The organism is Companilactobacillus futsaii JCM 17355, assembly GCF_001435505.1.
GTDB lineage: Bacteria > Bacillota > Bacilli > Lactobacillales > Lactobacillaceae > Companilactobacillus > Companilactobacillus futsaii.
Genome location: NZ_AZDO01000015.1, coordinates 23,024 through 45,166, shown reverse-complemented (window position 1 = coordinate 45,166; position 22,143 = coordinate 23,024). Strand labels below are relative to the sequence as shown.

Annotated in this window: 25 protein-coding genes and 1 pseudogene; 14 read left to right on the top strand and 12 right to left on the bottom strand. The window is 36.8% G+C overall.

Features of this window, described 5'->3' with window-relative positions; translation table 11 throughout:
* Positions 1–243: 243 nt before the first annotated feature.
* A complete protein-coding gene (locus FC88_RS02170; RefSeq protein ID WP_057812325.1) occupies positions 244–732 on the top strand; it encodes a prolyl-tRNA synthetase associated domain-containing protein in 489 nt (162 codons plus the stop codon).
* 94 nt (positions 733–826) lie between these two features.
* Entirely contained in the window at positions 827–1,567 is a 741-nt protein-coding gene (locus FC88_RS02165; protein WP_057812323.1) for a hypothetical protein, read from the top strand.
* A 36-nt stretch (positions 1,568–1,603) separates the two neighbouring features.
* Here FC88_RS02165 and FC88_RS02160 read toward each other — a convergent pair whose 3' ends face one another.
* The gene (locus FC88_RS02160) at positions 1,604–3,298 is read right to left on the bottom strand and encodes a phosphoenolpyruvate carboxykinase (ATP) (RefSeq protein ID WP_057812319.1); all 1,695 of its coding nucleotides are present in this window, start codon (positions 3,296–3,298) and stop codon (positions 1,604–1,606) included.
* Between the two features lie 465 nt (positions 3,299–3,763).
* On the opposite strand from FC88_RS02160, the gene FC88_RS02155 reads away from it, so the two are divergent.
* The 5 genes from FC88_RS02155 (at position 3,764) to FC88_RS02135 (ending at position 8,650) form a co-directional block, all read left to right on the top strand.
* Positions 3,764–4,624, top strand: coding sequence for a PRD domain-containing protein (locus tag FC88_RS02155; protein ID WP_057812316.1), 861 nt, complete (start codon positions 3,764–3,766; stop codon positions 4,622–4,624).
* A 22-nt stretch (positions 4,625–4,646) separates the two neighbouring features.
* Positions 4,647–4,991, top strand: a complete 345-nt coding sequence (locus tag FC88_RS02150) for a PTS lactose/cellobiose transporter subunit IIA (RefSeq protein WP_010018965.1) — start codon at positions 4,647–4,649, stop codon at positions 4,989–4,991.
* A 13-nt stretch (positions 4,992–5,004) separates the two neighbouring features.
* Entirely contained in the window at positions 5,005–6,435 is a 1,431-nt protein-coding gene (lacG, locus tag FC88_RS02145) for a 6-phospho-beta-galactosidase (protein WP_057812313.1), read from the top strand.
* Positions 6,436–6,568: 133 nt separating this feature from the next.
* Entirely contained in the window at positions 6,569–8,323 is a 1,755-nt protein-coding gene (locus FC88_RS02140) for a PTS lactose transporter subunit IIBC (protein ID WP_057812311.1), read from the top strand.
* 105 nt (positions 8,324–8,428) lie between these two features.
* On the top strand, positions 8,429–8,650 hold the full coding sequence (locus tag FC88_RS02135; RefSeq protein WP_057812309.1) for a hypothetical protein: 222 nt from the start codon (positions 8,429–8,431) through the stop codon (positions 8,648–8,650).
* A 43-nt stretch (positions 8,651–8,693) separates the two neighbouring features.
* On the opposite strand, the gene FC88_RS02130 is transcribed toward FC88_RS02135, so the two are convergent.
* The 3 genes from FC88_RS02130 to FC88_RS02120 form a co-directional block, all read right to left on the bottom strand.
* Positions 8,694–9,833 (bottom strand): trans-sulfuration enzyme family protein, encoded by a 1,140-nt coding sequence (locus tag FC88_RS02130; RefSeq protein WP_057812307.1) that lies wholly within the window; start codon positions 9,831–9,833, stop codon positions 8,694–8,696.
* A 236-nt stretch (positions 9,834–10,069) separates the two neighbouring features.
* The gene (locus FC88_RS02125; protein WP_057812305.1) at positions 10,070–10,729 is read right to left on the bottom strand and encodes a histidine phosphatase family protein; all 660 of its coding nucleotides are present in this window, start codon (positions 10,727–10,729) and stop codon (positions 10,070–10,072) included.
* 43 nt (positions 10,730–10,772) lie between these two features.
* Positions 10,773–11,432 (bottom strand): histidine phosphatase family protein, encoded by a 660-nt coding sequence (locus FC88_RS02120; protein ID WP_057812303.1) that lies wholly within the window; start codon positions 11,430–11,432, stop codon positions 10,773–10,775.
* A gap of 110 nt (positions 11,433–11,542) precedes the next feature.
* Between FC88_RS02120 and FC88_RS02115 the strand changes: the two genes are divergently transcribed.
* The 4 genes from FC88_RS02115 (at position 11,543) to FC88_RS02100 (ending at position 14,098) form a co-directional block, all read left to right on the top strand.
* Positions 11,543–12,163, top strand: coding sequence for an NAD(P)-dependent oxidoreductase (locus FC88_RS02115; protein WP_057812301.1), 621 nt, complete (start codon positions 11,543–11,545; stop codon positions 12,161–12,163).
* A gap of 115 nt (positions 12,164–12,278) precedes the next feature.
* Positions 12,279–12,611, top strand: a complete 333-nt coding sequence (locus tag FC88_RS02110; RefSeq protein ID WP_235526890.1) for a flavodoxin domain-containing protein — start codon at positions 12,279–12,281, stop codon at positions 12,609–12,611.
* Between the two features lie 126 nt (positions 12,612–12,737).
* The gene (locus tag FC88_RS02105) at positions 12,738–13,274 is read left to right on the top strand and encodes a sunset domain-containing protein (protein ID WP_057812299.1); all 537 of its coding nucleotides are present in this window, start codon (positions 12,738–12,740) and stop codon (positions 13,272–13,274) included.
* Entirely contained in the window at positions 13,271–14,098 is an 828-nt protein-coding gene (locus FC88_RS02100; protein WP_057812297.1) for a DNA/RNA non-specific endonuclease, read from the top strand. The genes FC88_RS02105 and FC88_RS02100 overlap by 4 nt, the downstream gene beginning before the upstream one ends.
* Before the next feature lie 31 nt (positions 14,099–14,129).
* Here FC88_RS02100 and FC88_RS02095 read toward each other — a convergent pair whose 3' ends face one another.
* The 8 genes and pseudogenes from FC88_RS02095 to FC88_RS02060 form a co-directional block, all read right to left on the bottom strand.
* The gene (locus FC88_RS02095; RefSeq protein ID WP_057812295.1) at positions 14,130–14,531 is read right to left on the bottom strand and encodes a MerR family transcriptional regulator; all 402 of its coding nucleotides are present in this window, start codon (positions 14,529–14,531) and stop codon (positions 14,130–14,132) included.
* 96 nt (positions 14,532–14,627) lie between these two features.
* Positions 14,628–14,787, bottom strand: a pseudogene (locus tag FC88_RS02090) (SDR family NAD(P)-dependent oxidoreductase); the annotation flags it as partial.
* 157 nt (positions 14,788–14,944) lie between these two features.
* Positions 14,945–15,262 (bottom strand): hypothetical protein, encoded by a 318-nt coding sequence (locus tag FC88_RS02085; protein WP_057812291.1) that lies wholly within the window; start codon positions 15,260–15,262, stop codon positions 14,945–14,947.
* A gap of 122 nt (positions 15,263–15,384) precedes the next feature.
* A complete protein-coding gene (lacD, locus tag FC88_RS02080; RefSeq protein ID WP_057812290.1) occupies positions 15,385–16,380 on the bottom strand; it encodes a tagatose-bisphosphate aldolase in 996 nt (331 codons plus the stop codon).
* A gap of 27 nt (positions 16,381–16,407) precedes the next feature.
* Positions 16,408–17,352: a hexose kinase gene (locus FC88_RS02075; protein WP_057812288.1), complete on the bottom strand. Its 945-nt coding sequence runs from the start codon at positions 17,350–17,352 to the stop codon at positions 16,408–16,410.
* Between the two features lie 486 nt (positions 17,353–17,838).
* On the bottom strand, positions 17,839–18,354 hold the full coding sequence (gene lacB / locus FC88_RS02070; protein ID WP_010018936.1) for a galactose-6-phosphate isomerase subunit LacB: 516 nt from the start codon (positions 18,352–18,354) through the stop codon (positions 17,839–17,841).
* 17 nt (positions 18,355–18,371) lie between these two features.
* Positions 18,372–18,806, bottom strand: a complete 435-nt coding sequence (gene lacA, locus FC88_RS02065) for a galactose-6-phosphate isomerase subunit LacA (RefSeq protein ID WP_057812286.1) — start codon at positions 18,804–18,806, stop codon at positions 18,372–18,374.
* A gap of 18 nt (positions 18,807–18,824) precedes the next feature.
* On the bottom strand, positions 18,825–19,586 hold the full coding sequence (locus tag FC88_RS02060) for a DeoR/GlpR family DNA-binding transcription regulator (RefSeq protein ID WP_057812284.1): 762 nt from the start codon (positions 19,584–19,586) through the stop codon (positions 18,825–18,827).
* A 272-nt stretch (positions 19,587–19,858) separates the two neighbouring features.
* Between FC88_RS02060 and FC88_RS02055 the strand changes: the two genes are divergently transcribed.
* From FC88_RS02055 to FC88_RS02045, 3 genes are read left to right on the top strand one after another with little or no spacing between them, the layout of a single operon-like run.
* Positions 19,859–20,371, top strand: coding sequence for a PTS sugar transporter subunit IIA (locus tag FC88_RS02055; protein WP_057812282.1), 513 nt, complete (start codon positions 19,859–19,861; stop codon positions 20,369–20,371).
* Between the two features lie 17 nt (positions 20,372–20,388).
* Complete coding sequence (locus FC88_RS02050) at positions 20,389–20,694, top strand: PTS sugar transporter subunit IIB (protein WP_057812280.1); 306 nt, start codon at positions 20,389–20,391, stop codon at positions 20,692–20,694.
* 30 nt (positions 20,695–20,724) lie between these two features.
* The gene (locus FC88_RS02045; protein WP_057812278.1) at positions 20,725–22,140 is read left to right on the top strand and encodes a PTS galactitol transporter subunit IIC; all 1,416 of its coding nucleotides are present in this window, start codon (positions 20,725–20,727) and stop codon (positions 22,138–22,140) included.
* Positions 22,141–22,143: the final 3 nt, after the last annotated feature.

Sequence of the window (22,143 nt, the reverse complement as noted above, 5' to 3'; positions counted from 1 at the left end):
CTAAGAATAATTTCACTACTGAACCAATTTTCTTTGCTATTCCGGACTAGATAGTGATTTCTATCTTTATATAAGTAACTTCAGAAAAATTAATAGCATCCATTCAGATATAATGAGTCTGTTTCTTATGACCAAAAATCTAAATGGATGTTATTTTTTGTTTATGTGGAATTAATTGCAAATGCCGCCATCTAGCAATGACCTTTGTTAGAATAAAAGTAAATGACTACAAGAAGGCAAAATATGACACCTTATGAAAAAGTGAAAGCAAAATTAGATGAGTTAAATATCTCTTATGATATGGTAGAACATCCAGCGGTTTATACGACTGAAGAGGCTGATAAGTATATTGAAGGTAAGGTCGGTATTCGGACTAAGTCGCTTTTTTTGACTGATAATAAGAAACGGCGCTACTATTTAGTCTTTATGGGCGACGATAAAAGACTAAATATGAAGGAATTCGCAGAAATTATCGGGGAAAAGCATCTGAAGTTCGCATCTGAAAATCTCTTAATGGAAAAATTAGGCTTGAAACCTGGGTTTGTTTCCATTTTTGGTTTATTGAATAATACTCAAAAAGATGTCCAAGTTTATTTTGAAAAAGATATTGTTAGTGATATTCCGTTGACCTTTCATCCAAATGATAATACCAAAACGATGTTTATTGGAATGGATGATTTGAAGAAATTTTTAAATAGTTTAGATTTTAGATATCACATAGTTAGTATTTGATACTTTTTTCATGAAAAGACTAATTATTAATATGAAATAATTGAGGTACAACGGTTATCTCAGACATGCGATAATTGAGACGAGGGGATGACCGATGAAAAAAATATTACTTATTTTGGTGGCATTAGGCGTTATACTACCGTTATCTGCGTGTAGTATGAAGTCAATGCAAGAGGACCAATCCAGACAATCGAAACAAGCTCAATTATTAGAAAAAAATAAACAAGCTTGGAAAAAAGAAATTGCGGATGCTGATGTGATTGAAAGTGACGGACTAAAGGATGAATCGACATACGTAGGGACGACTTTGAATCAGTTGAAAAATCACAATCAAGCCTTAATTAAAGGAACTGTTGTCAATTTAGAAAAGATGCAAAGTCCTAAGAATATGGCTTATACGAAAGCAACTATTCACATTGATAAAGTCCTTAGTGGTGATAAAACTCTTCAAAATAAGGACTACTTTGTAGCTCTAAATGGCGGGGTAGTATCGTTTGACCGTTGGTATGCCAATATGAGCAAGCCAAAAGATTTCGATCATAAGATGTTGATCAAACACGATGAATTTCCGCTACCTAGTATCGGTTCAGAAATTATAACTGGATTGATGCCAATACATTTGGATGAGCCTTTAGAATACAATTCAGCTTTGAAGCAAAGTGGTTTCACTATTAAGAATTCTTTTGCAATGGACGGTGCTAAGTATAATTTCTGGATTAGAAAACCAGGTACAAAAAAATACCAATTGAATAATCCTACAGTTAGAAATTCGGATACACAATTGGCACAAGAATTAACTAAATTGACTAATCAAATTAACCGTAAATACAAATAAAAACGCTACTCGATTAGGAGTAACGTTTTTTTATTACTAATTGTTCATTAATTCTGACAACAATTCTTTAGCTGATTCATTCAAACTATCCTTAGATTTGTCATAACCCAAGTGAGTATAAATTTCACCAACATAAACATTATCTTTGTATAATTTATTGAATACTTTATCGATAACTGGACGAGTCTTTTCTTCTTCTTGAACAGGTCCAAATGGGTTAGCGAAGAAAGTAGTAGTCATACCAACTTCATCAGTTGTACCTAGAGCTTTACGCTTACCGGCGATGAATGTTGCTTTGGCTTCTTCTTCATTAGGGAATTGATGCAAACCGATTTCTGAATCGTAGTTGTTAGCATAAACCCACATATCGATTGAATGATGTTCGATGACGCGCTTGTAAGTATTAGCAGGCAAGATAACACGAGCATTCTTCAATTCTGGATTCAAGTAGATACCACGATCCATATTGTTGAAGGCAACGGAACTACTCAAATCATCCAAACGAACGAAGGCACCAGTTTCTGTACCTTGAGCGTAAATGTTTCCTTCATCATCGAAAGCAAAACTACCCATATCATCGAAGATAGTTTCTATATTGATGATCTTGTCATCGGCAACTTCTTGCAAGGCTTCAATTGATTCAGACTTTCCGGCACCAGAATCACCAAAGAAGACAACTGATTTAGTCTTACCATTTGAGAAACTGATATTAACCATTGAACCGTGGATTGGAAGGCGGTTTTCATAAATCATATGTAAATTGTGAACTGTTAAGCACATTTTCTTCATGTAGCCGAAGTAAGTTGTCTTATCGTTATAAGGAACTTCACCGACCCAGATATCATTTTCTTCATCGTGATAGTAGTGGCTGACGCCGCCTTCTGTTTCTTTGAGGCCAAAGAGGATGATTTCATCCGGTTTCTTACCTTCGATGCTTTCCTTATCAGCAACTTCAAACAAGTTAGCCAAGGCGATACCACTGACAAAGTAATCTCGGTGGAAGTAAATGAAGGCTAAGCTTTCACCAATTTTAGCAGGGAAACAATACCAGTCTTTTTGAGTACCGTCGAATTTTTCGATAGGGTTAGTTGGAACGGCACTGAAGACACCTTCACGTTTGTTACTCTTAGTGTGCATCATCATTGGTGGACGTAACATGATCGTGTCCAAGAAACGGATACTTTCAAGTGATTGATACTTTTTAGGAGTGTCCCATTTGATTGATTGAGTTAGTACACAGGCATTAGTACCTGCATTGATTTGGCGATAAGTACGGTTAGAGAAGCCTTGAAGTTTTTCTTCAATAGCGCGATATAAACTAATAACGACTTCATTGAAACGGTTATCGATATTCATGAAATTACTTTTGACAATAGCACTGTCATGTTTGTTGATTAGAGAAACTCTAAAATATGAACGGTAATATGAATAGAAATCTTCAATACTCTTCAAGATTTGTTCATTGCCATACTTTTCATATGCAGGTTTATCGTCGACCAAGATAGCCTTGAGAATATTAATGTAGGTATCAGCAGCTAGGCCTTCGACTTTATTTGTCACAGCTAGTTGGCTTTCTTCTAGATATAAGTCAACTAAGTTGTGGAAACCTTGGCTGTTGACCAATTGAACAAGATCTTGGACATATTCCTCATTGTAATTAACAACGGCAACTGATCGATTAGGGTTAATATAAAATGCTTTAGATTCGATAGCTTGTGTAGATTTCGACATACGTTAAAGAACTCCTTTCAAATACGAGCTTAATAATAGTTTAAAGCATTTTTCATAAAACTGGTAGTAATAATTAGAATAAATTTAATATTACAAAAAATGTAAATGTTTAAACTGGTTGTCAGACAACTAATTAAGCGCTTAATCTCAAGAGAAAAAACTTTTTTATTAAATTAATTGTATTTTAATCTTGGCTTCTGAAAAAAATCAATTCCTTACATATAATTAATGGACTAGAACAATTGAAATTTTATTTGAAAAATAGACCGGTAATAATTGAATTATGAAATTTTTTAACAATTTTTATAATTAAAACGTTTACAAAATTGGCAATAGAAGTTATACTAACGTCGTAAGTTAAATAACACGTGGATTGTTACTATTAAATTAGGCATGACCATGAACCTCATTTTATTTAGGTGGGGATCATGGTCTTTTTTTTTCGAAAAGAGGGGGGATGAATGGATGGCATTGTTAGTAGTGAATCGAGTTTATAACAATAATACAGTTCTTGTAGATGTGGATAATTCTGATCAAGCAATTGTTCAAGGCAAAGGTGTTGGCTTTCAAAAACGTCATGGAGATGATATTTCGCCAACTAGAGTTGAACGGATCTTTTATTTGAACACGAAAGAAGCAAAGCATCGTTTTGGTACCTTGCTCAAGGACGTACCGATCGATATCACGATGACAAGCTTTTCAATCATTGAAATGGCAAAGCAAACTTACCATTACCCAGTCATGGATTACATCTACGTAACGTTAACAGACCACATTGCACAAACTTACAAGCACATCATGGCAGGAAAGTATCAAAAGAGTACCGCACCTGACATACGTGACAAATATCCTACTGAGTATGAGATTGCGGACAAAGCTGTTGAGATGATCAATCATGATTTGAATGTTCGTTTTCCAAAAGATGCGGCCCAAGCAATTGCGCTACATTTTATCAATGCTCATGGGAGTGAAAACTCTGAGGAAAAGGAGAAAGTAGAACAAGCTGATTTTGGTGATAACGTTAATAAAATTGTTAAGTCAGTTTTTAAAGAATACGGAATTACCAGAAATATCACTAATCAGAATTATTTTGACCGTCTGATGATTCATCTTCAATATTTGGTTGCAAGGATTCAGACGCACGAACAAGACAAAAGAATTCTTAACCAAGATATCGAGTCAGACTTTCGAAAGTTATATCCAAAGTCTTATAAGATTGCCAGTGAAATTTGTGACAAGATTCAAAGAAGATTGGATATTATCTTGAATGACAATGAATTGCTCTACTTTTTAATTCATATCCAAAGAATTATACAAGAAAAATAAAAAATTCAGGGAGGTTTCTCTTATGGCTACTAAAGAAGAAATATCAATGACTGGTTTTTCCATCGTTGCTTATGCTGGTGATGCTAAAACTAGTTTGATCGAGGCATTGCAACATGCTCAGAAAGGTGAATTTGACAAGGCTGAAGCTTGTGTCGATGAAGCTAATCAATCAATCGTTGATGCCCACAATGAACAGACTAAGCTTTTGAGTAAAGAAGCTGGTGGTGAAGATATGGATGTTACCTTCATCATGGTTCACGGACAAGATACTTTGATGACAACGATGATGTTGATGGATGAGGTCAAGTTCTTCATTGATGAGTACAAACGTATCGACAAGATCGAACGTAATTTGAATATGAAATAGAGGAGGTAAGGGTTTGAGTATTGAATTAAATCGTGTGAAAAAATTGCCCAAAGACTTCGTTTGGGGTGGCGCTACTGCCGCATATCAAGTAGAGGGTGCTACAAAGGTCGACGGCAAAGGTAAAACGATGTGGGATGACTATTTGAAAGCTCAAGGTCGTTTCGCTCCAGATCCAGCCAGTGACTTTTATCATTTATATCCTGAAGATATTCGTCTATCTAAGAAATACGGTTTGAATGCTATCCGTGTTTCAATTGCTTGGACAAGAATCTTCCCCAAAGGCTATGGAGAACCAGTTCAAGCCGGAGTTGATTACTACCACAGATTGTTTAAGGAATGCTTAAATAAAGGCATTGAACCATATGTATCGCTACATCATTTTGATTCTCCAAAGACATTATTTGATGATGGCGACTGGTTGAACCGCAAGAATATTGATCATTTCGTTGATTATGCAAAATTCTGTTTCGATGAATTCCCAGAAGTTACTCATTGGTTTACGATCAATGAATTGATTTCTCTAGCATATTCACAATATATTCAAGGGAACTTCCCACCAAGCCACAAGTTCGATGTAACTAGTGCTATTCAAGCTGAGCACAATGAACTACTAGCACATGCTAAAGTAGTCAATTTGTTCAAAGATGGTGGTTACAAGGGCAAGATTGGTTTGATTCACGTACTTCAACCAGTTTATCCATATCCAAATACACCGGAAAATCAGCACGCAGCTGACCTTAGTGATGCCTTTATGAATGCCTTCTTGCTCGATGGGACATTCAAAGGCGAATACACTGATAAGACAATGAAACTTATCAATGAAATTCTTGACGCTAACGATGCCAAATTGGACATCCAAGATGGCGATATGGATATCTTGAAGAAAGCTTCAACACGAAATGATTACTTTGGTTTGAACTATTATCAACCATCATTCTTCGCTGCATATGACGGTGAAAGTACTAATCATTTCAATGGTACTGGTGAGAAGGGTACCTCATCATTTAAATTCAAAGGAGTTGGTCAAGCAGTTAAAAACCCTAATATCCCAACAACTGATTGGGATTGGAACATCTATCCAGAAGGCTTGTATGACATTTTGAAACGAGTAAGTTCTGAATATCCAAACAGTAAAGAAATCTTCATTACTGAAAATGGTTTAGGACTAAAAGAGGAATTGCCAGAAAATGTGACTGATGACACGATTATCAATGACGACAAACGTATTGATTTCGTCGATCAACACATGGAAGCAATTTTGAAAGCTCGTAGTGAAGGAGTTAATGTAAACGGTTACTTCGTCTGGTCGCTTCAAGATCAATTCTCATGGGCTAATGGATACAACAAGCGTTATGGTTTGTTCTTTGTAGATTTTGCAACACAAAAACGTTACATCAAGAAGAGTGCTTTGTGGTACAAGGCACTCGCTGACACAATGAAATAGCTTCTAGTTGTGGATTGTTACTATTAAATTAGGCATGACCGCAGTTGGTGCTTGGTACTTTGTCGTACCTTGGCCAATTGCGGTCATTTTTTTATGAAATTTTTGGTTATAGGAATAAAAAAGGGGTGTAATAATGCAATTTATTATTGATAAATTGGAGGCTCATCAAAAATTCTTTGATAAAATTTCGAAGAATATTTATTTGATGGCTATCAAGGATGGATTCTTGGCAGCTATGCCAATTATCTTGTTCTCAAGTATTTTTATTTTGATTACTTCCGTTTTGCCATTGGTTGGAATTCATATTCCTGCCGGTATAAACGATTGGTGTAATAAGATTTATAATTACACAATGGGATTTGTTGGTTTGTATGTTGCAGGTACTACTGCTAAGGCTTTGACTGGTTCTAAAAATCAACATATTAAAGGTGGACGTTTCATCAACTCTACTTCTACAATGATGGCTTCAATGTGTGGATTCATGCTTTTAGCTATCGGTACTACTAAGAGTGGAGCTTATATTGGCGACTACTTTGGTACTAAAGGACTATTATCAGCTTTTGTTGCTGCATTTTCTACTGTAGCTATTTATAAGTTCTGTGTTGAAAGAGATATCACTATTAAGATGCCTAAAGAAGTTCCTGGTGCTATTGCTCAAAACTTCCGTGATATTTTCCCATTCTCATTCTCAGTTATTGCTATGGGTCTTATTGATGCACTAATTCGTTTCTGGTTAAACGTTCCTTTTGGAGAAATGCTTACTACTTTGATCTCACCATTATTCAAAGGTGCTGAAAGCTATTGGGGAATGGCAATTATTTGGTTCCTTATTCCTCTATTCTGGTTCATGGGTATCCACGGACCTTCAGTTGTAAAACCTGCTATTACCGCTGCTTTGTATGGTAATACAACTGCAAATTTGGCTTTGTTTAAGGCGGGACACTTCCCATATCACTCACTAACAGAAAATTTTGGTAATTTCGTTGGTGAACTTGGTGGTACTGGTGCTACATTCGTTGTTCCATTTATCTTTATTCTTTTAATGAAATCAAAACAATTAAAGGCTATTGGTAAGGCTTCAGTTGTTCCAGTAATGTTTGCTGTTAACGAGCCTCTATTGTTCGGTGCCCCAATCATATTGAATCCTTATTTCTTCATACCATTTGTTCTATCACCAATTGTTAATGTTGTTGTTGGTAAAATGTTTATCGATCTATTGCACATGCGTGGATTTATGTATGTATTGTCATGGGCTTTGCCAGGACCTATTGGAATATTCCTAAATACTAATATGCAATTGGTTTCACTATTGTTGGTTGTTGTATTATTAGCGTTAGATACTTTGATTTATTTGCCATTCTGTAAGGCTTACGATGCTTCTCTTGTTAAACAAGAAGCCGAAGTTGATGCACAAGAAGCTGCTACAGACGGTGTTGAACTTGCCGGTGCTACTGCAGGAGCAGCTACAGCTGCAACAGTTTCAACAACACCAGAAACAGCTACAACAGAAGAAACATCTGATCCAGAAGCAAAGAAACTCGATAAACAAGTTAAAGTTTTAGTTCTTTGTGCCGGTGGTGGTACTAGTGAACAATTAGCTAATGCTTTAATGGATGGTGCTGAAGAATATAATGTTCCTATTGTAGCCAGTGCCGGAGCTTATGGTTCTCACCACGATATTCTTCCAAATTATGATTTAGTTGTCTTAGCTCCACAAGTTAGAACGTATTACGATGATTTAAAAGCTGATACTGATCGTTTAGGTATTCAATTAGTTGCTACAAAAGGTCAACAATACATTGCCTTAACACGTGATTCTAAGAAAGCTTTGGACTTCGTTATGGAAAACTTGAATAAAAAAGATGACGAAAAGAAAGATGATAAATAATAATCATTAAAGAAGAAAAACACCCTCATTGAGGATGTTTTTTCGTCTAGATACCAATTAGGAGATATAATAAAATTAATAAATGAATATGGTGAGGTGACCAAGATGTCTAGTATTTTTACTGCACAACATGTTTTCTCAGTTATATTTATCCTATTATCTTTGTATCAATTTAGAAGTGCTCATAATTATAAAAAGACGATTATGAAGCATGGTACTGGTCAACCAGTGTCCTTTGGAGCCAGAATGATTTGGAACAATTATGTAACGGCAATCGGATTGCTTTGTTTTGCGATCATGTTACTCGTTGGTCCATTGAGTCACTAAAATAATTAAGACTGTTCATCCTGTCAAAAGGATGGCATTTTTTTTATATTCGGGCAAATGCTTGCTTCAAGTCGTCCAATAGATCAGTTTCATCTTCCAAACCAACTGATAAGCGAATCAATTCGTCAGTAATACCATTTTGAAGGCGGATTTCTCGAGGGATGGCAGCGTGGGTCATCACAGCAGGTACTTCAATCAAACTTTCGATGCCACCGAGACTTTCAGCAAGGTCAATCAATTTTAAACTCTCGACAAATTTCTTAGCATCTAAGCCAGGTTGTAATTCAAAGGAGATCATTGCACCAAAGCCATTCATTTGTTTCTTAGCAATGTCATAGCCAGTTGAATTTGGATTGCCAGGATAATAGACTTTGACCACTTTATCGTTATTAGTTAAGTAGTCGTAGACCGCTGTAGCATTTTCATGATGGACACGCATTCTGACACCGAGTGTTTTGATTCCACGCATCAAGAGCCAACTGTCATCAGGTCCCAAGACACTACCAATCGAATTTTGCAAGAATGCTAATTCTTCAGCAATTTCATCATCATTCGTAACAGCTAAACCGGCGACAACGTCACTGTGACCACCAAGGTATTTAGTAGCACTGTGAACAACGATATCGACACCGAGAGTTAAGGGATTTTGATTGTAAGGCGTGGCAAAGGTATTGTCTACGATAGTCTTTAAGTCGTGCTTTTTAGCAATTTTAGCTACAGCTTCGATATCAGTGATTTTCAAAAGTGGATTAGTAGGTGTTTCGAAGTAAATTGCTTTGGTATTGTCTTGAATGGCATTCTCAACAGCTACAAGGTTTCTAGTATCAACAACAGTAAATTCTAAGCCGAAGCGCTTGAGAACTTTGTTAACTAATCTAAAAGTACCGCCGTAAACATCATTACCGATGATAATGTGATCACCACTGGAAAAGAGCGAGAAGACTGCATGAATAGCAGCTGAACCAGAGCTAAAGGCAAAACCAGCTTTACCATTTTCGATATCGGCAATTAGTGCTTCCAAAGCGTTTCGAGTAGGATTGCCAGTACGAGCATATTCCCATTTAGGTTGAGCTCCTAGTTGATGTTGATGGAAAGTGGATGAGCGATAGATTGGAATTGAGACGGCACCAGTTTCTTGATCTTCGCTAATGCCACCGTGAATTAATTTTGTATTGAATTTCATAATGAATTCTCCTTTGTTTTTGAGCGTAAAAAAAGGGTGCAAATCAATAAATGATCTGCACCCTACGCGTTTTATTACTAGTCCGTTGTGATTTTTAAATACTCAAACAGACGGCACGCATAGAATGCGAACCGCAACAACATAAGTTTTGAGCATTGATTAAAATCATGTTTGGGACCTCCTAGTAATTGATGACCTGAGAATATATTAATAAAATTGTTTTGTCAAATATTCTTTTACTTGAGCATTTGATTATAGCTAGTGACGTGATTTTCACCGTTATCACGAGTTAACATTGTTAAACTAGAGTTTCTAGGACTAACCGTTACATCAAAGGAACCATCGTTATAACGGTCAGTGATTGAACGAATCGTTGTTCCATGGGAAACTAAAAGAATCTTGTCGCCATCTTTAGCGATTTGGTCTAATTTTTCAAAACCTTTGTCGACACGACTCCAATATTCTTCAGCGTTTTCAGCTTCGTGGAAAGGATCAGCTTCTTTCATGAAGTCTTTAGTAGCATCCATGCCGTATTTAGCGATAATTTCTGCAAAGGAACTGGCGCCGTGAGGTTGACCAACCATGAACCAAGCCTCGGGTGAATTCATACCTTCGTAATATCCATAAAATTCTTCACGAAATTCCATCATTTTTTGCGGTGTGATTTTATCGTGGTTGATATTTTCATCAACGATCAACTTACAAGTATCGATAGCACGTCTAGCATCGGATGAAAATGCGGCCGCAAAATCGACATCTTTTAGTGCATGAGCAGCTTGTTTAGCCACTTCAATTCCCTCGGGAGCAAGGGGAGTATCTGACCAACCTTGCATTTTGTTGTAACGATTAAACCAAGTACGTCCGTGACGAACTAAGTAAATTTGGTATTTTGCCATTAAAAAGTATCCTCCTGGTAATGTGTAACTTAATCTTACTACATTATTTGATTAGAGACTGGTTGTACTTAGTGATTTTGTTAGTATCTGTAGTTGGGTCACGTTCTAGTAAAGTTAAACTGGCATTAGCGGGGATGTCATTTAGGATAATATCTTTAGTCTTGTAGCGAATAGCAAAACCTAAAATAGTAATACTGTGAGTAACTAAAAGGATTTTATCGCCGTCTTTGGCAATTTGGTCAACTTTTTTGAAACCACGTTCGATTCGGCTCCAATATTCTTGTGAATTTTCGGCATCGTGAAGTGGATCAGCTTCTTTAACGAAGTCCATTGTGGCATCGAAGCCATATTTATTAACGATATCTGCGAATCCTCTAGCGTGATGTGGCTTACCAATGGCAAACCAAGATTCATCAATACTGCGACCCTCAAAATAGCCATAGAACTGTTCTCTGAATTCGGATAATTCTTGTGGTACCAAATGATTTTTATTTCTTCTAGTAATAATGCGAGTAGTATCGACTGCACGTTTCATATCGGACGTCAAAGCTGCTGCAAAGTCGACATTTTTGAGCGATTCAGCAGCTTTTTGAGCAACTGCGACCCCATCAGTCGTCAAAGGAGTATCAGACCAACCTTGCATCTTTTCATATTCGTTGTACCAAGTTCTACCGTGTCTTACTAAATAAATTTGATATGCCATTAATTCCGCCTCCTAGCACAACAAGTTTACTATAAAAGAGACTTATCTTTAGTGATTTTGCTTAGAGTTGTGTAAAGTAATCTTGTCGAAAGAATTTGGAGGTAATTAATATGAAAATAGCAGTTATTGGAGCTAATGGTAAAGAAGGTTCTTTGATCGTTGAGGAAGCTTTGAACCGTGGAATAGATGTAACCTCAATTGTGCGTGATGAAAAGAAGGCTAAAACGGATAAATTTTTAGTCCGTGACGTTTATAGTTTGAAAAAAGATGATGTCAAAGACTTTGATGTGTTGGTAGATGTTTTAGGATTTTTCGGGCCTAACGTGGATCAATACGTTCCAGCAACTAAACATTTGATTGAAGTTTTGGAAGGTACGAATACTAGATTATTAGTCGTTGGTGGAGCTGGTTCATTGTACGTAAATAAAGATCATATAAAACAACTTTATCAAGAAGCTGATTTTCCAGAAAGTGTTAAACCCTTGAGTGAAGAAATGGGTAAGTCATTAGATGTTTTGCGTGAAAGTGACATCAACTGGACCTTCATTAGTCCCGCTGCTAGTTTCGATGCCAAAGGACCAAAGACCGACGAATATGTTTTGGCTGGCGAAGAATTGACCTTTGATAAAAATGGCAACAGTGAGATTAGTTATGCAGATTTTGCTTTAGCCATGGTTGATGAAATCGTTAATGCCAAACATCAAAAAGAACGTATTAGCGTTAGATGGTAGGTAAATGATGAACATTTTGATAACTTATACTAGTATGACTGGTCGCAATGAAAAATTAGCCAAGTATTTGACTGACTATTTAGAAAAAAATAATGCGGACGTGACCTTATAACAAATGATCGACACTGATGCATATGAGATTTCTAATTATGATGCCGTGATTGTCGATACATACACTTATAATGACGGTGAAGTACCAGAAGAAGCTCAAGATTTTTATGAAGATTTGGCAGACGTTGACTTGGAAAGAACTAAGTTTGCCGTGTTAGGATCAAGTTCTAAAGGACACATTCACTTTGGCCGTGCGGTAGATTATTTCACGATGCAACTAAATTCCAGTAATGGCGAACAAGTTGCTGACTCCGTGAAGATTGACCAAGATCCAGATGAAGACGATTTAAAACGTGTTCGGACTTTGGGTGATTATGTTATGAAGAGTTTGAAATAAAGTGATTAGCGCTTAAATCGAGAAGATTTGAGCGCTTTTTTTGTAATCGAATACAATTCCCCTTGAGTCGACGAAAAAATTCTCGTAACATAAACTAAGAATATTTAATAAAAGGGGGATAAGGAGATGGATCAGTCCAAAACAACAAGCAAGAAGTTTATTGCTTTATTGAGTATTTTGCTATGTTTACTAGTAGTTTCTGGTTGTTCTGAAGATGATTCAACATCGAATTCTTCTGATACAGCAGCCAAGACTGAATCAGTTAAAAAAGCTACTAAAGCTGATAAGTCGAAATACAGCATCGCTAAAAAAGAAAATGTTGCTTTGTTGGCCAAGAAGAAAAAACTTCAGCAGCAGGCTGACACTTTGGCATCACAAAGAGAACAGATTCAAAGTGATGAGAAAAAAGCTCAAGAACAACAAGAGCAGCAACAAAAAGAACAATCTCAAACAAATACTTCATCACAGTCAACTCAACAAAACCAATCACAATCAAACACGGATATGAATACTTCTGATTCGGGGAAAATAGTCGGTAATGTTAATTCACATATTTATCACGTTCCAGGTCAAAGTGGTTATCGAATGAACTCTAAAAATGCGGTTTATTTTGACACTGAACAAGATGCCATTAATGCAGGATATCGGAGGGCCTTGAGATGATGAAAAAATTAGTTAAAATTCTGATGATCTTACTGATGATTCCAAGTGTTGCCTATGCTGGTCAACAAACTGAAGTAGAGGGCAAATCCGAAGTTGTCAGCAGTCAGACTTATCATAAACGAACTAAGAAATTAGTTACTAAGAATAAGAAGCTAAAGAAATCAATCACTAAACTTCAAAAGCAAATTGCTTCAGATCAACAATTTATTGATGAACATTCTAATCAGACAGGTCAACAAGCCAATAATACAAATTTAGCAAATCTTGATTACAACGGCAGTCAAGAAATCATCGTCAATAATAATAATCCTAACTTTTCACAATCTGATTTGAGTACCACTAATGGGGCATGGCAAAAGTATGGTGACTTGGATAATTTGAATCGAGTTACAGCAGCTAATGCTTTGCTAAACGTATCTTTGATGCCTTCTGCTAAACGTGAACCGCTCCATTGGAATCCAACAGGCTGGCACAATAAGCGGATCAGTGGTGGTTGGTTGTACAATCGGAGTCACTTAATTGGCTATCAATTAACTGGTCAAAATAATAACCCTAAAAATCTAATGACAGGAACTCGTTCATTGAACAGTCCCGAAATGTTAGCTCACGAAATGGATATTGCTTATTATTTGAAACAAAGTAGTTCACATTACATTAGATATCGCGTTACACCAGTTTTTCGTGGCAATGAACTACTACCAAGAGGGGTACAGATGGAAGCACAGTCTATTGGCGATAATGCTGTTCACTTTAATGTTTATATTTTCAATGTCCAAGAAGGTGTTACTTTGAATTACAATGATGGAACTAGTCAAATTGGATAACAAAAACCGCAATCAATTTGGTTGCGGTTTTTTATTGGGAAAAACGTCTGGCTGCACTTAAACTGTCAGATCTTTTTCCTTTCATAATTTCTTCTTCACGTTTAATTTTTGAATCGATAATATCCATTCGTTCGACTGAATCTAAGAAGTCACTTTTAGCCTTTTCACGTTGTTTAAGTAGCATTTTATAACGACGTTTCACGGCAGCGGGGCCAGTTTGCTGGCAAAGTGCAATATATTTTTTGATTTCAGAAAGAGGGATGCCGAGATCACGTTGAAATTTGATTCCTTGTAGCCAAACGACAGCTTCATCATCAAAAATTCGCTCACCAGCTAAATCTCTTTTTTCTGAAGGAATCAACCCTAAGCCTGAATAATAACGAATGGTAGCAACTGATAATCCTACAACTTTACTTACTTCAGAAATTTTCATTCATAAATCACTTTCTTCACGATTATTGTTGAGAAGTAGGGCGCATTACGAGCTCGTTTATTGCAGTATCGGCAGGTACATTGACAGCAAAGGCAATTGCTTGTCCACCGTCTTTTTTGATAACTTGAGTAATTTCTTCCAAACGTTTTTCACGCCGAGCTCCTAAGACGACCAAATTTCCTTGTTTTGCTAGTAATTTGGCACTACCTTCTCCAATACCATTCGAAGCGCCAGTAATGACGATAACTTTACTCATAATGTCATACTCCTTAATGTTCCTTATTAGTTTAGAATAGCATCAAGGATTTTTTTCACTTCATGAAGACGGCTAGGTTATACAGAATGTAATTTGGAATCAAAACATCCATTCAGACATAGTTGATTAACTATTGTCCAAATGGATGTTTGTCAGTTTATTTTTTACTGAATTTAAGTTTGATTTTTTTAATGATTGAACTAATGATAAAGACGATTACTGCCAACATAAAGATGAATGTGACAATAGCGTTAATATAACTCAGATTTTCTGGTAATTTGAAAAAGTTCGTAAATGTCAAATAGATACAGTAGATAGCGATGAAGGTTAAAGCAATCGTGTCGCTAGTCCAAATCTTTTCTTCATTACGATGTGAAACTTTTGAAATCATATAAATGATATAAACTACTATTAAAAGGACCAATACCATTGATGTAATAGCATTTCTAGCTAGCTCAAAATTAGCTGGTACCATTATTTTTCCCCCAATATAAATAAATGTATAAAATTGCAAAATAAACGAAAAACTGGATAATCTCAGACCTTCGCCCAAGAAAACCCAGTTTATTCGAATCAATTAGTTCTAAAAACTAAATATTAGTCTTTTGAAACCTTGTCTTTCCATGAAGTTGCAGTTTCAGCAAGAACCTTGTTTAGTTCTTCGATGTTCTTCTTACCTTGATCGTTCATCCACTTCTTACCAGCTTCTTCACCGTCTTTAGCGAATGGTTCGATAGCGCCTTTCCATGTAGCACGGCCACATAGAACACCATTGAACTTAGCATCAGCATCTTTAGCTAGGTGTAGTTCATCTCTGAAGGCTTGTGCAGAAACACCGGCACTCAAGAAGATGTATGGCAATTTAGTAGCATCACTTTGTTCCTTGAAGTACTTGATAGCTTCATCCTTTGTGTAAACAACAGGGTTGTCGCCGTTAAATCCTTCAACGTAGTCAAGGTTAATAGGAACTTCAACCTTCAAAACATCAATGTGATACTTAGGCTTTGAGAATTCTTTCATAGCTTCGATAACCTTATGAGGCTTTACCTTAGCATATTCGGCACTCTTAACGTCACCGATTGAGTCGTCATATGTAACTAATTCAACGAACAAAGGAATATCTTCGGCAACACATTCGTCACCAACTCTTTCTACAAAGGCTTCCTTTTGATCGAGGATTGATTTATCTTCGTCTGGGTCGATGTATAGCAAGAACTTGATTGAGTCAGCTCCAGCTTCCTTCAAACGACGTACTGACCATACAGAAATCAAATCTGGTAATCTACCAGGTTCCGTTGCGTCATAACCTGTCTTTTCATATGAAACTAATAGACCTGAACCGTCGGCTCTAACTTTTGAAGCTGGAAGACCATATTCTGGGTCCAATAGGATAGCAGAAGCATAAGGTGTCAATTCACTTGAAATAGCTTTCTTGAATTCAACGATATCTTCTTCGTTAGCGGGCTTATTTGCGGCTGCGGCTAACATTTTCTTTAATGAGCCACGTTGGTCAATAGCAAGAGCTGCAATAACTCCGTTCTTGTCAGACATTTTTTCTAGTGCTGCGTACTTACTTGGTGTTGTCATATACATTCATTCCTCCGAATAATAAATTAAACATTAGTACTTAACTATGTCTACCTTTTCAAAATAATCTTTATATTGGCTAATGTCAATATTTCCAGTCTTTTCCTGTAAAGTATTTAGGATTCCGACTGTCATAGCTCTTTTCATGATGTCTTCTGGTGTTTCATTCTTGACTAAACCTGCAGCTAAACCAGCTACAGTAGAGTCACCAGAACCAACAGGGTTAACGGCGTGAATTTTTGGAATATTTACTTTGAAGAAGTTATTTTGGTATTTAACGAATGCGCCCTGTGATCCGAGTGATACTACAACCCAAGGAATTCCTTGAAAAATTTCTTCGGTTGCTAGTTTGTCTTTCAAGTCGTTCAAATCAGTGACTTCTTTGCCAATTAATTGAGCGATTTCATCTTGATTAGGTTTGATCATAAATGGTTTGTCAGCGCTTTCTAGAGCTAGACGCAAAGCCTCATTTGAACTGTCTAAAATTACTGGGACATCATGTTTAGCAGCGACTTGAACCATTTTAGAATAAAGACTTGTTGAAAGCCCTTGTGGTAAACTACCAGAAATTGTTACCAATCCAAAGCTACCAACTTGATCGTTGAAATGCTCTAGAAAAGCATTTTCATCGTCTTTTGAAAGGATAGGACCGGCTTCAAGAATTTCTGTTTGATTGCCATTGTCGTGTAAGATAGCGATACAATTACGAGATTCTTGACTGATTTTCATAAAAGCATGATCGATGTCATTCTCATCCAATTGATTAGTAATGAACTGACCAATCGTTCCACCGATGATACCTGATGCTGTTACACAAACGCCTAATTGTCTCAAAACCCTAGTAACGTTTAATCCCTTACCACCAGCTGTCTTGGAAACATCTTTTACACGATTGACGGTATCAATATTAAGATGTTCTAGTGGATAAGAAATATCAACTGAAGGGTTCATGGTGATTGTTAAAACCGAATTACTCATTGTGCGGACTCCTTTGTTTACTTTTAATTAGTCTGGTTTCGGCCATTAAAAATGGGTTCTACGAAACAAACCTCTCAAGTTAGCCCTGCGTTAAGCACTGTACCATTTCAGTTCAGTGCATGACGCAAGGCTAACTTTTATTTCATATAGCCCGGTTGATGAGTTACACAATGGTAGCTCATGTTTTATTTGAATCTAAGCGTTGCTTTCCACTCTCTATCAAAACGAGTTACACAAGCCAACTTTTTCCGGTTTGCTACGCTATGAAAATCGCCCGCAAGTGCAAATACCGCGGTCAATTCCCATAGCTAGGCAAATCCTCGAAAGTTCCCAGGCTTGTTCCACTCTCTATCAAAACGAGTTACAAGCAACAGATTTCTGCGCTTTGCTACGCTATAAGAATCGTCTGCAAGTACAAGTTCCGCAGCCAATTCTTATAGCTAGGCAAATGCTCAAAATCTAAGCGTTGCTTTCCACTCTCTGATTTTAATCGTGGTAGAATCCTTCGTCCCATAGCTTCATTTCGTGATCGTAGAAGTGAGGGTTGTCGTGTTGTTCTGGATTATCTTTTGCTTCAACAGCATCGATCTTCTTAACTAGGTCGTCATCTTCGCCTAAGTAGTCAGCAGCAAGGAATGTCTTAACGATTTCTTCAGCCAAGTGTTCACCAACAACGGCGCCACCGAAACTGATAACATTAGCATTCAAGTGTTCCTTAGCATACTTAGCAGCTGTTGTATCAGCAACTAGAGCAGCACGGACTCCTTGGTTCTTGTCAGCAGCAGTTGAGATACCAACACCTGTACCACAAAGTACAACACCATAATCAGCTTTGCCATCACGAACAAGGTTAGCAACACGTAGTCCGTAAATAGGGTAGTGAGTTCTTGTGTGGTCGTATGTACCAACATCAATAACCTTGTGGCCCATAGCCTTTAACATTTCTGAAATTTTAATTTTAGTATCTGTAACAATATGGTCGTTTCCTAATGCAATAATCATAAATTAATTCCCTCCTATTAATATAATTTTTCTAGCATGTCCAAACGGATTTGGTGACGTCCACCAGCGTAGTTAACACCTAAGTATTCATCAACAATTGATTCAGCACGTTTCTTACCAACAATTCCAGCACCGATAGCAATAGCTTTAGCACCGTTATGTTCTGTTGTCATGTGAGCTGTGTTTTCTTCAGTAACGTTAGCTGTAACCATGCCATGAATCTTGTTACTTGCCATAGCTGAACCTGTGCCGTATTCATCAAACATAATTCCACGGTCTGTCTTGCCATCTAGTACGGCGTGTGAAAGTTCAACTGATGAATCAACAAAATCTGCAGCTGGTTCTTCTGATAGGTCAACGATTTCGTAACCTTTGCCTTCATTTTCAAGATATTCCTTGATGTAGTTCTTTAATTCAAATCCTGCTTTATCTGAAGCTAGTGCGATTTTCATAAAATAATCCCTCCGTTATTAGTTGGTTATAAGTCTTACATACTGTTGATAGTAATCGATAGTTTCTTTGGAAGTGCTCTTGTTAGTAACCAGATAATCAATATCGTCCAAACTATAGAAGGTATAGAAATCATTTCTATTGAGTTTGTATTTATCAGCGACGATATATTTTTTCTGGGAATTGTTTAAAGCAACGCTTTGAATTCGACCTTCTTCGGTATTGGCAGTCATGATTTGTGAGTTTTGAATACCATTGACACCTACGAATGCCTTATCGAATTTCAATCCACCCACCGCATTACTTGCTAAAGCACCAATCAATGTTCCTGAGCGACTTCGATAAATACCGCCAGCCAAAATCAGTTCACAATTAAGATCTGAATTTTTAAAGCTTTCAAAGACAGGAATACTGAGTGTCACGACTCTCAAAGAATTAACATTTTTAATATTTTGAGCAATCAATTCAAGCGTTGTTCCTGGACCGATAAAGATAGTATCGAAATTATCGATTTCATTTGCTGCTAATTTAGCTATTTCTTGTTTTTCCTTAATATGAACTTCTCGTTTCTCGACGTGAGAAGCTTCTTCCAATGGAGAAACGTTAATTTTTTGTGCTCCTCCGTGAATCCTGATCAACTTGCCAGATTCTGACAATTCTTCAAGATCCCTGCGAATGGTCATATCAGAACAATCCAATAAAGTAGTTAAATCATTAACAGTAACAATATCGTTCTTATCTAATTGCGATAGTATCTTTAGAAAGCGTTCTTTCTTTAACAAAAGATCACTTCTTTTTGTTTACTATTGTTCGTTACAAACATAATTTAGCATCTAGTTGTTCACTTGTCAATTCCTTTTCAAGTATAAATATTTAAAATTTTGAAAGCATTTACCTTGCTAATTAAACAGGAATTATGAATGATTCGTTGGTATATATAGGAAAACTTAATAAAAGGTTTATATTTTGATATTAAGTATTGACATATTTTATGAGAGCGTTTACCATTGTTCTTGTAAACAAAAACAAACAAAACGGGTAGGTGATGGTGTTAATGAGTGAATTAGCTACTGATCAACTATTTAGCGAAGATGAAGTTTATATTTCAAAAGCTTCAACACAAGAGGATGTGTTTCGTGAGATAGCTGATTCTTTGTTAAAAAAGGATCTAGTAACTAAGGACTTCATTAATAATTTAATGGAACGCGAACAAAACTATCCGACTGGAATTGATATGTCAGTTGTATCTCCAAAGATACCTAACATTGCTATTCCACATACGGAAAGTGAGTTTGTAAAAGCTAGATTGATTGTTCCTATTAAGTTAGATAAGGAAATTTCTTTCCACAATATGATTGATCCATCGAAAGAATTTCCTGTGAAGTTTTTATTCATGATCTTAAACAATGATCCAGAAGGCCAATCAAACATTTTGGCACAGATCATGGACTTTATGGCTCGGACTTCAGAAAACGAGCTTGTACCATTCTTTAAGAGTGACGATCCAAAAGAGATTTATTCTTTCTTGAGTCGTAAATTTGCTCAATACGCAAAGAGCAACGAATAGAAAAGGAGATAGTTGTTATGTTTAAAATTTTAGCTGCTTGTGGTGCTGGAGTTAACTCAAGTCACCAAATCAAAGATGCTTTGGAAGAAGAAATGAGCAAACGTGGTTATGATGTTCAAGCTGATGCCGTAATGGTTAAGGACATCACAGAAGATATGATGAAGGATTATGATTTGTTCACACCAATCGCTGCCACAGATCTTGGATTCACACCAAGTTGCCCAGTTGTTGATGCTGGTCCTATCCTATATAGAATGCCTGCTATGGCAAAACCTGTATACGACCAAGTGGAACAAGCCATTAAGGACAGCGGTAAAGCATAGTTTTTAAGACTTATCTAGGGGGAAAGAAATATGTCAGGAATAATTGATTTCGCCAACGCGATTTTCAAACCTTTAATTGACCTTGGTGCCGCACCAATGATGTTAATCGTTTTGACAATTATCGCTTTGGTCTTTAGAGTTAAATTCTCTAAGGCTTTGGAGGGTGGTATTAAATTAGCCATCGCTCTTACAGCCATCAGTGCCGTTATTGGTTTGCTAACTACAGCATTCCAAGACGCATTGAACGCCTTTGTTAAGTCAACTGGTATTCAACTATCAGTTACTGACTTAGGCTGGGCCCCACTTGCTACTATTACTTGGGGTTCTCCATACACATTGTTCTTCTTACTTGTATTAGTTATCGTTAATATCGTTATGATTGTTATGAACAAGACAAATACTCTTGATGTTGATATTTTCGATGTTTGGCACTTAGCTTTCGTTGGATTGTTAGCCATGTTCTTTGGTGCAAACCTATTGATCACTACAATCCTAGTTGTTTTCATTGGTGTTTTGAAGATTATCAATTCAGATTTGATGAAACCTACTTTTAATGATCTATTAAACGCTCCAGCTTCAAACCCAATGACTACAACACACATGAACTACATGATGAACCCAATTATCATGGTCTTTGATAAGATTTTTGATAAAGTCTTCCCATGGCTTGATAAATACGACTTCGATGCTGCCGCATTGAACAAGAAGATTGGATTCTGGGGAAGTAAATTCGCCATTGGTATTTATTTAGGTATCTTTATCGGTTTACTTTCACACCAAGGTGTTAAGGAAATCTTTACACTATCATTTACAGCTGCATTCTGTTTGGAGTTATTCTCACAAATCGGTGCTTGGTTTATCGCCGCTGTTGAACCATTATCACAAGGTATTACAGACTTTGCTAACAAGAAACTTAAGGGTCGTACAATGAACGTTGGACTTGACTGGCCATTTATCGCCGGACGTGCTGAAATCTGGGCTGCCGCTAACGTTTTGGCTCCTATCATGCTTCTTGAAGCTTTAGTACTACCTGGTAACAAGATCTTGCCTTTAGGTGGTATCATCGCCATGGGTGTTACACCAGCCTTGCTAGTTGTTACACGTGGTAAGATTATTCGTATGATCGTTATCGGTGCTATCGAACTTCCATTGTTCCTATGGGCCGGTACATTGTCAGCTCCTATGGTTACTGAAACAGCTAAGAAACTTGGCGCATTCCCTAAGGGACTTGCATCAGGTACAATGATTTCCCATTCAACTATGGAAGGTCCTATTGAAAAATTCTTGGCTTACTTAGTAGGTAACGCTTCAACTGGTGAAATCAAGTTTGTTCTTTACGCTGCATTAGCACTTGTTGCATACCTATTGATCTTCATCTGGTACGCAAAGCAAATGAAGAAGAGAAACAAAGCTTACGCTGACGAAGCTGCTGCAAAAGCAAAATAATTA

Coding starts and splice junctions, on each gene's coding strand:
- FC88_RS02100 (WP_057812297.1), top strand. CDS start 13,271: ATGATGAAAAAATTAGTTAAAATTCTGATGATCTTACTGATGATTCCA.
- lacD (WP_057812290.1), bottom strand. CDS start 16,380: ATGTATATGACAACACCAAGTAAGTACGCAGCACTAGAAAAAATGTCT.
- lacB (WP_010018936.1), bottom strand. CDS start 18,354: ATGATTATTGCATTAGGAAACGACCATATTGTTACAGATACTAAAATT.
- FC88_RS02120 (WP_057812303.1), bottom strand. CDS start 11,432: ATGGCATATCAAATTTATTTAGTAAGACACGGTAGAACTTGGTACAAC.
- lacA (WP_057812286.1), bottom strand. CDS start 18,806: ATGAAAATCGCACTAGCTTCAGATAAAGCAGGATTTGAATTAAAGAAC.
- FC88_RS02050 (WP_057812280.1), top strand. CDS start 20,389: ATGTTTAAAATTTTAGCTGCTTGTGGTGCTGGAGTTAACTCAAGTCAC.
- FC88_RS02130 (WP_057812307.1), bottom strand. CDS start 9,833: ATGAAATTCAATACAAAATTAATTCACGGTGGCATTAGCGAAGATCAA.
- FC88_RS02135 (WP_057812309.1), top strand. CDS start 8,429: ATGTCTAGTATTTTTACTGCACAACATGTTTTCTCAGTTATATTTATC.
- FC88_RS02160 (WP_057812319.1), bottom strand. CDS start 3,298: ATGTCGAAATCTACACAAGCTATCGAATCTAAAGCATTTTATATTAAC.
- FC88_RS02115 (WP_057812301.1), top strand. CDS start 11,543: ATGAAAATAGCAGTTATTGGAGCTAATGGTAAAGAAGGTTCTTTGATC.
- FC88_RS02045 (WP_057812278.1), top strand. CDS start 20,725: ATGTCAGGAATAATTGATTTCGCCAACGCGATTTTCAAACCTTTAATT.
- FC88_RS02055 (WP_057812282.1), top strand. CDS start 19,859: ATGAGTGAATTAGCTACTGATCAACTATTTAGCGAAGATGAAGTTTAT.
- FC88_RS02110 (WP_235526890.1), top strand. CDS start 12,279: ATGATCGACACTGATGCATATGAGATTTCTAATTATGATGCCGTGATT.
- FC88_RS02085 (WP_057812291.1), bottom strand. CDS start 15,262: ATGGTACCAGCTAATTTTGAGCTAGCTAGAAATGCTATTACATCAATG.
- FC88_RS02075 (WP_057812288.1), bottom strand. CDS start 17,352: ATGAGTAATTCGGTTTTAACAATCACCATGAACCCTTCAGTTGATATT.
- FC88_RS02170 (WP_057812325.1), top strand. CDS start 244: ATGACACCTTATGAAAAAGTGAAAGCAAAATTAGATGAGTTAAATATC.
- FC88_RS02125 (WP_057812305.1), bottom strand. CDS start 10,729: ATGGCAAAATACCAAATTTACTTAGTTCGTCACGGACGTACTTGGTTT.
- FC88_RS02140 (WP_057812311.1), top strand. CDS start 6,569: ATGCAATTTATTATTGATAAATTGGAGGCTCATCAAAAATTCTTTGAT.
- FC88_RS02165 (WP_057812323.1), top strand. CDS start 827: ATGAAAAAAATATTACTTATTTTGGTGGCATTAGGCGTTATACTACCG.
- FC88_RS02095 (WP_057812295.1), bottom strand. CDS start 14,531: ATGAAAATTTCTGAAGTAAGTAAAGTTGTAGGATTATCAGTTGCTACC.
- FC88_RS02150 (WP_010018965.1), top strand. CDS start 4,647: ATGGCTACTAAAGAAGAAATATCAATGACTGGTTTTTCCATCGTTGCT.
- FC88_RS02155 (WP_057812316.1), top strand. CDS start 3,764: ATGGCATTGTTAGTAGTGAATCGAGTTTATAACAATAATACAGTTCTT.
- FC88_RS02105 (WP_057812299.1), top strand. CDS start 12,738: ATGGATCAGTCCAAAACAACAAGCAAGAAGTTTATTGCTTTATTGAGT.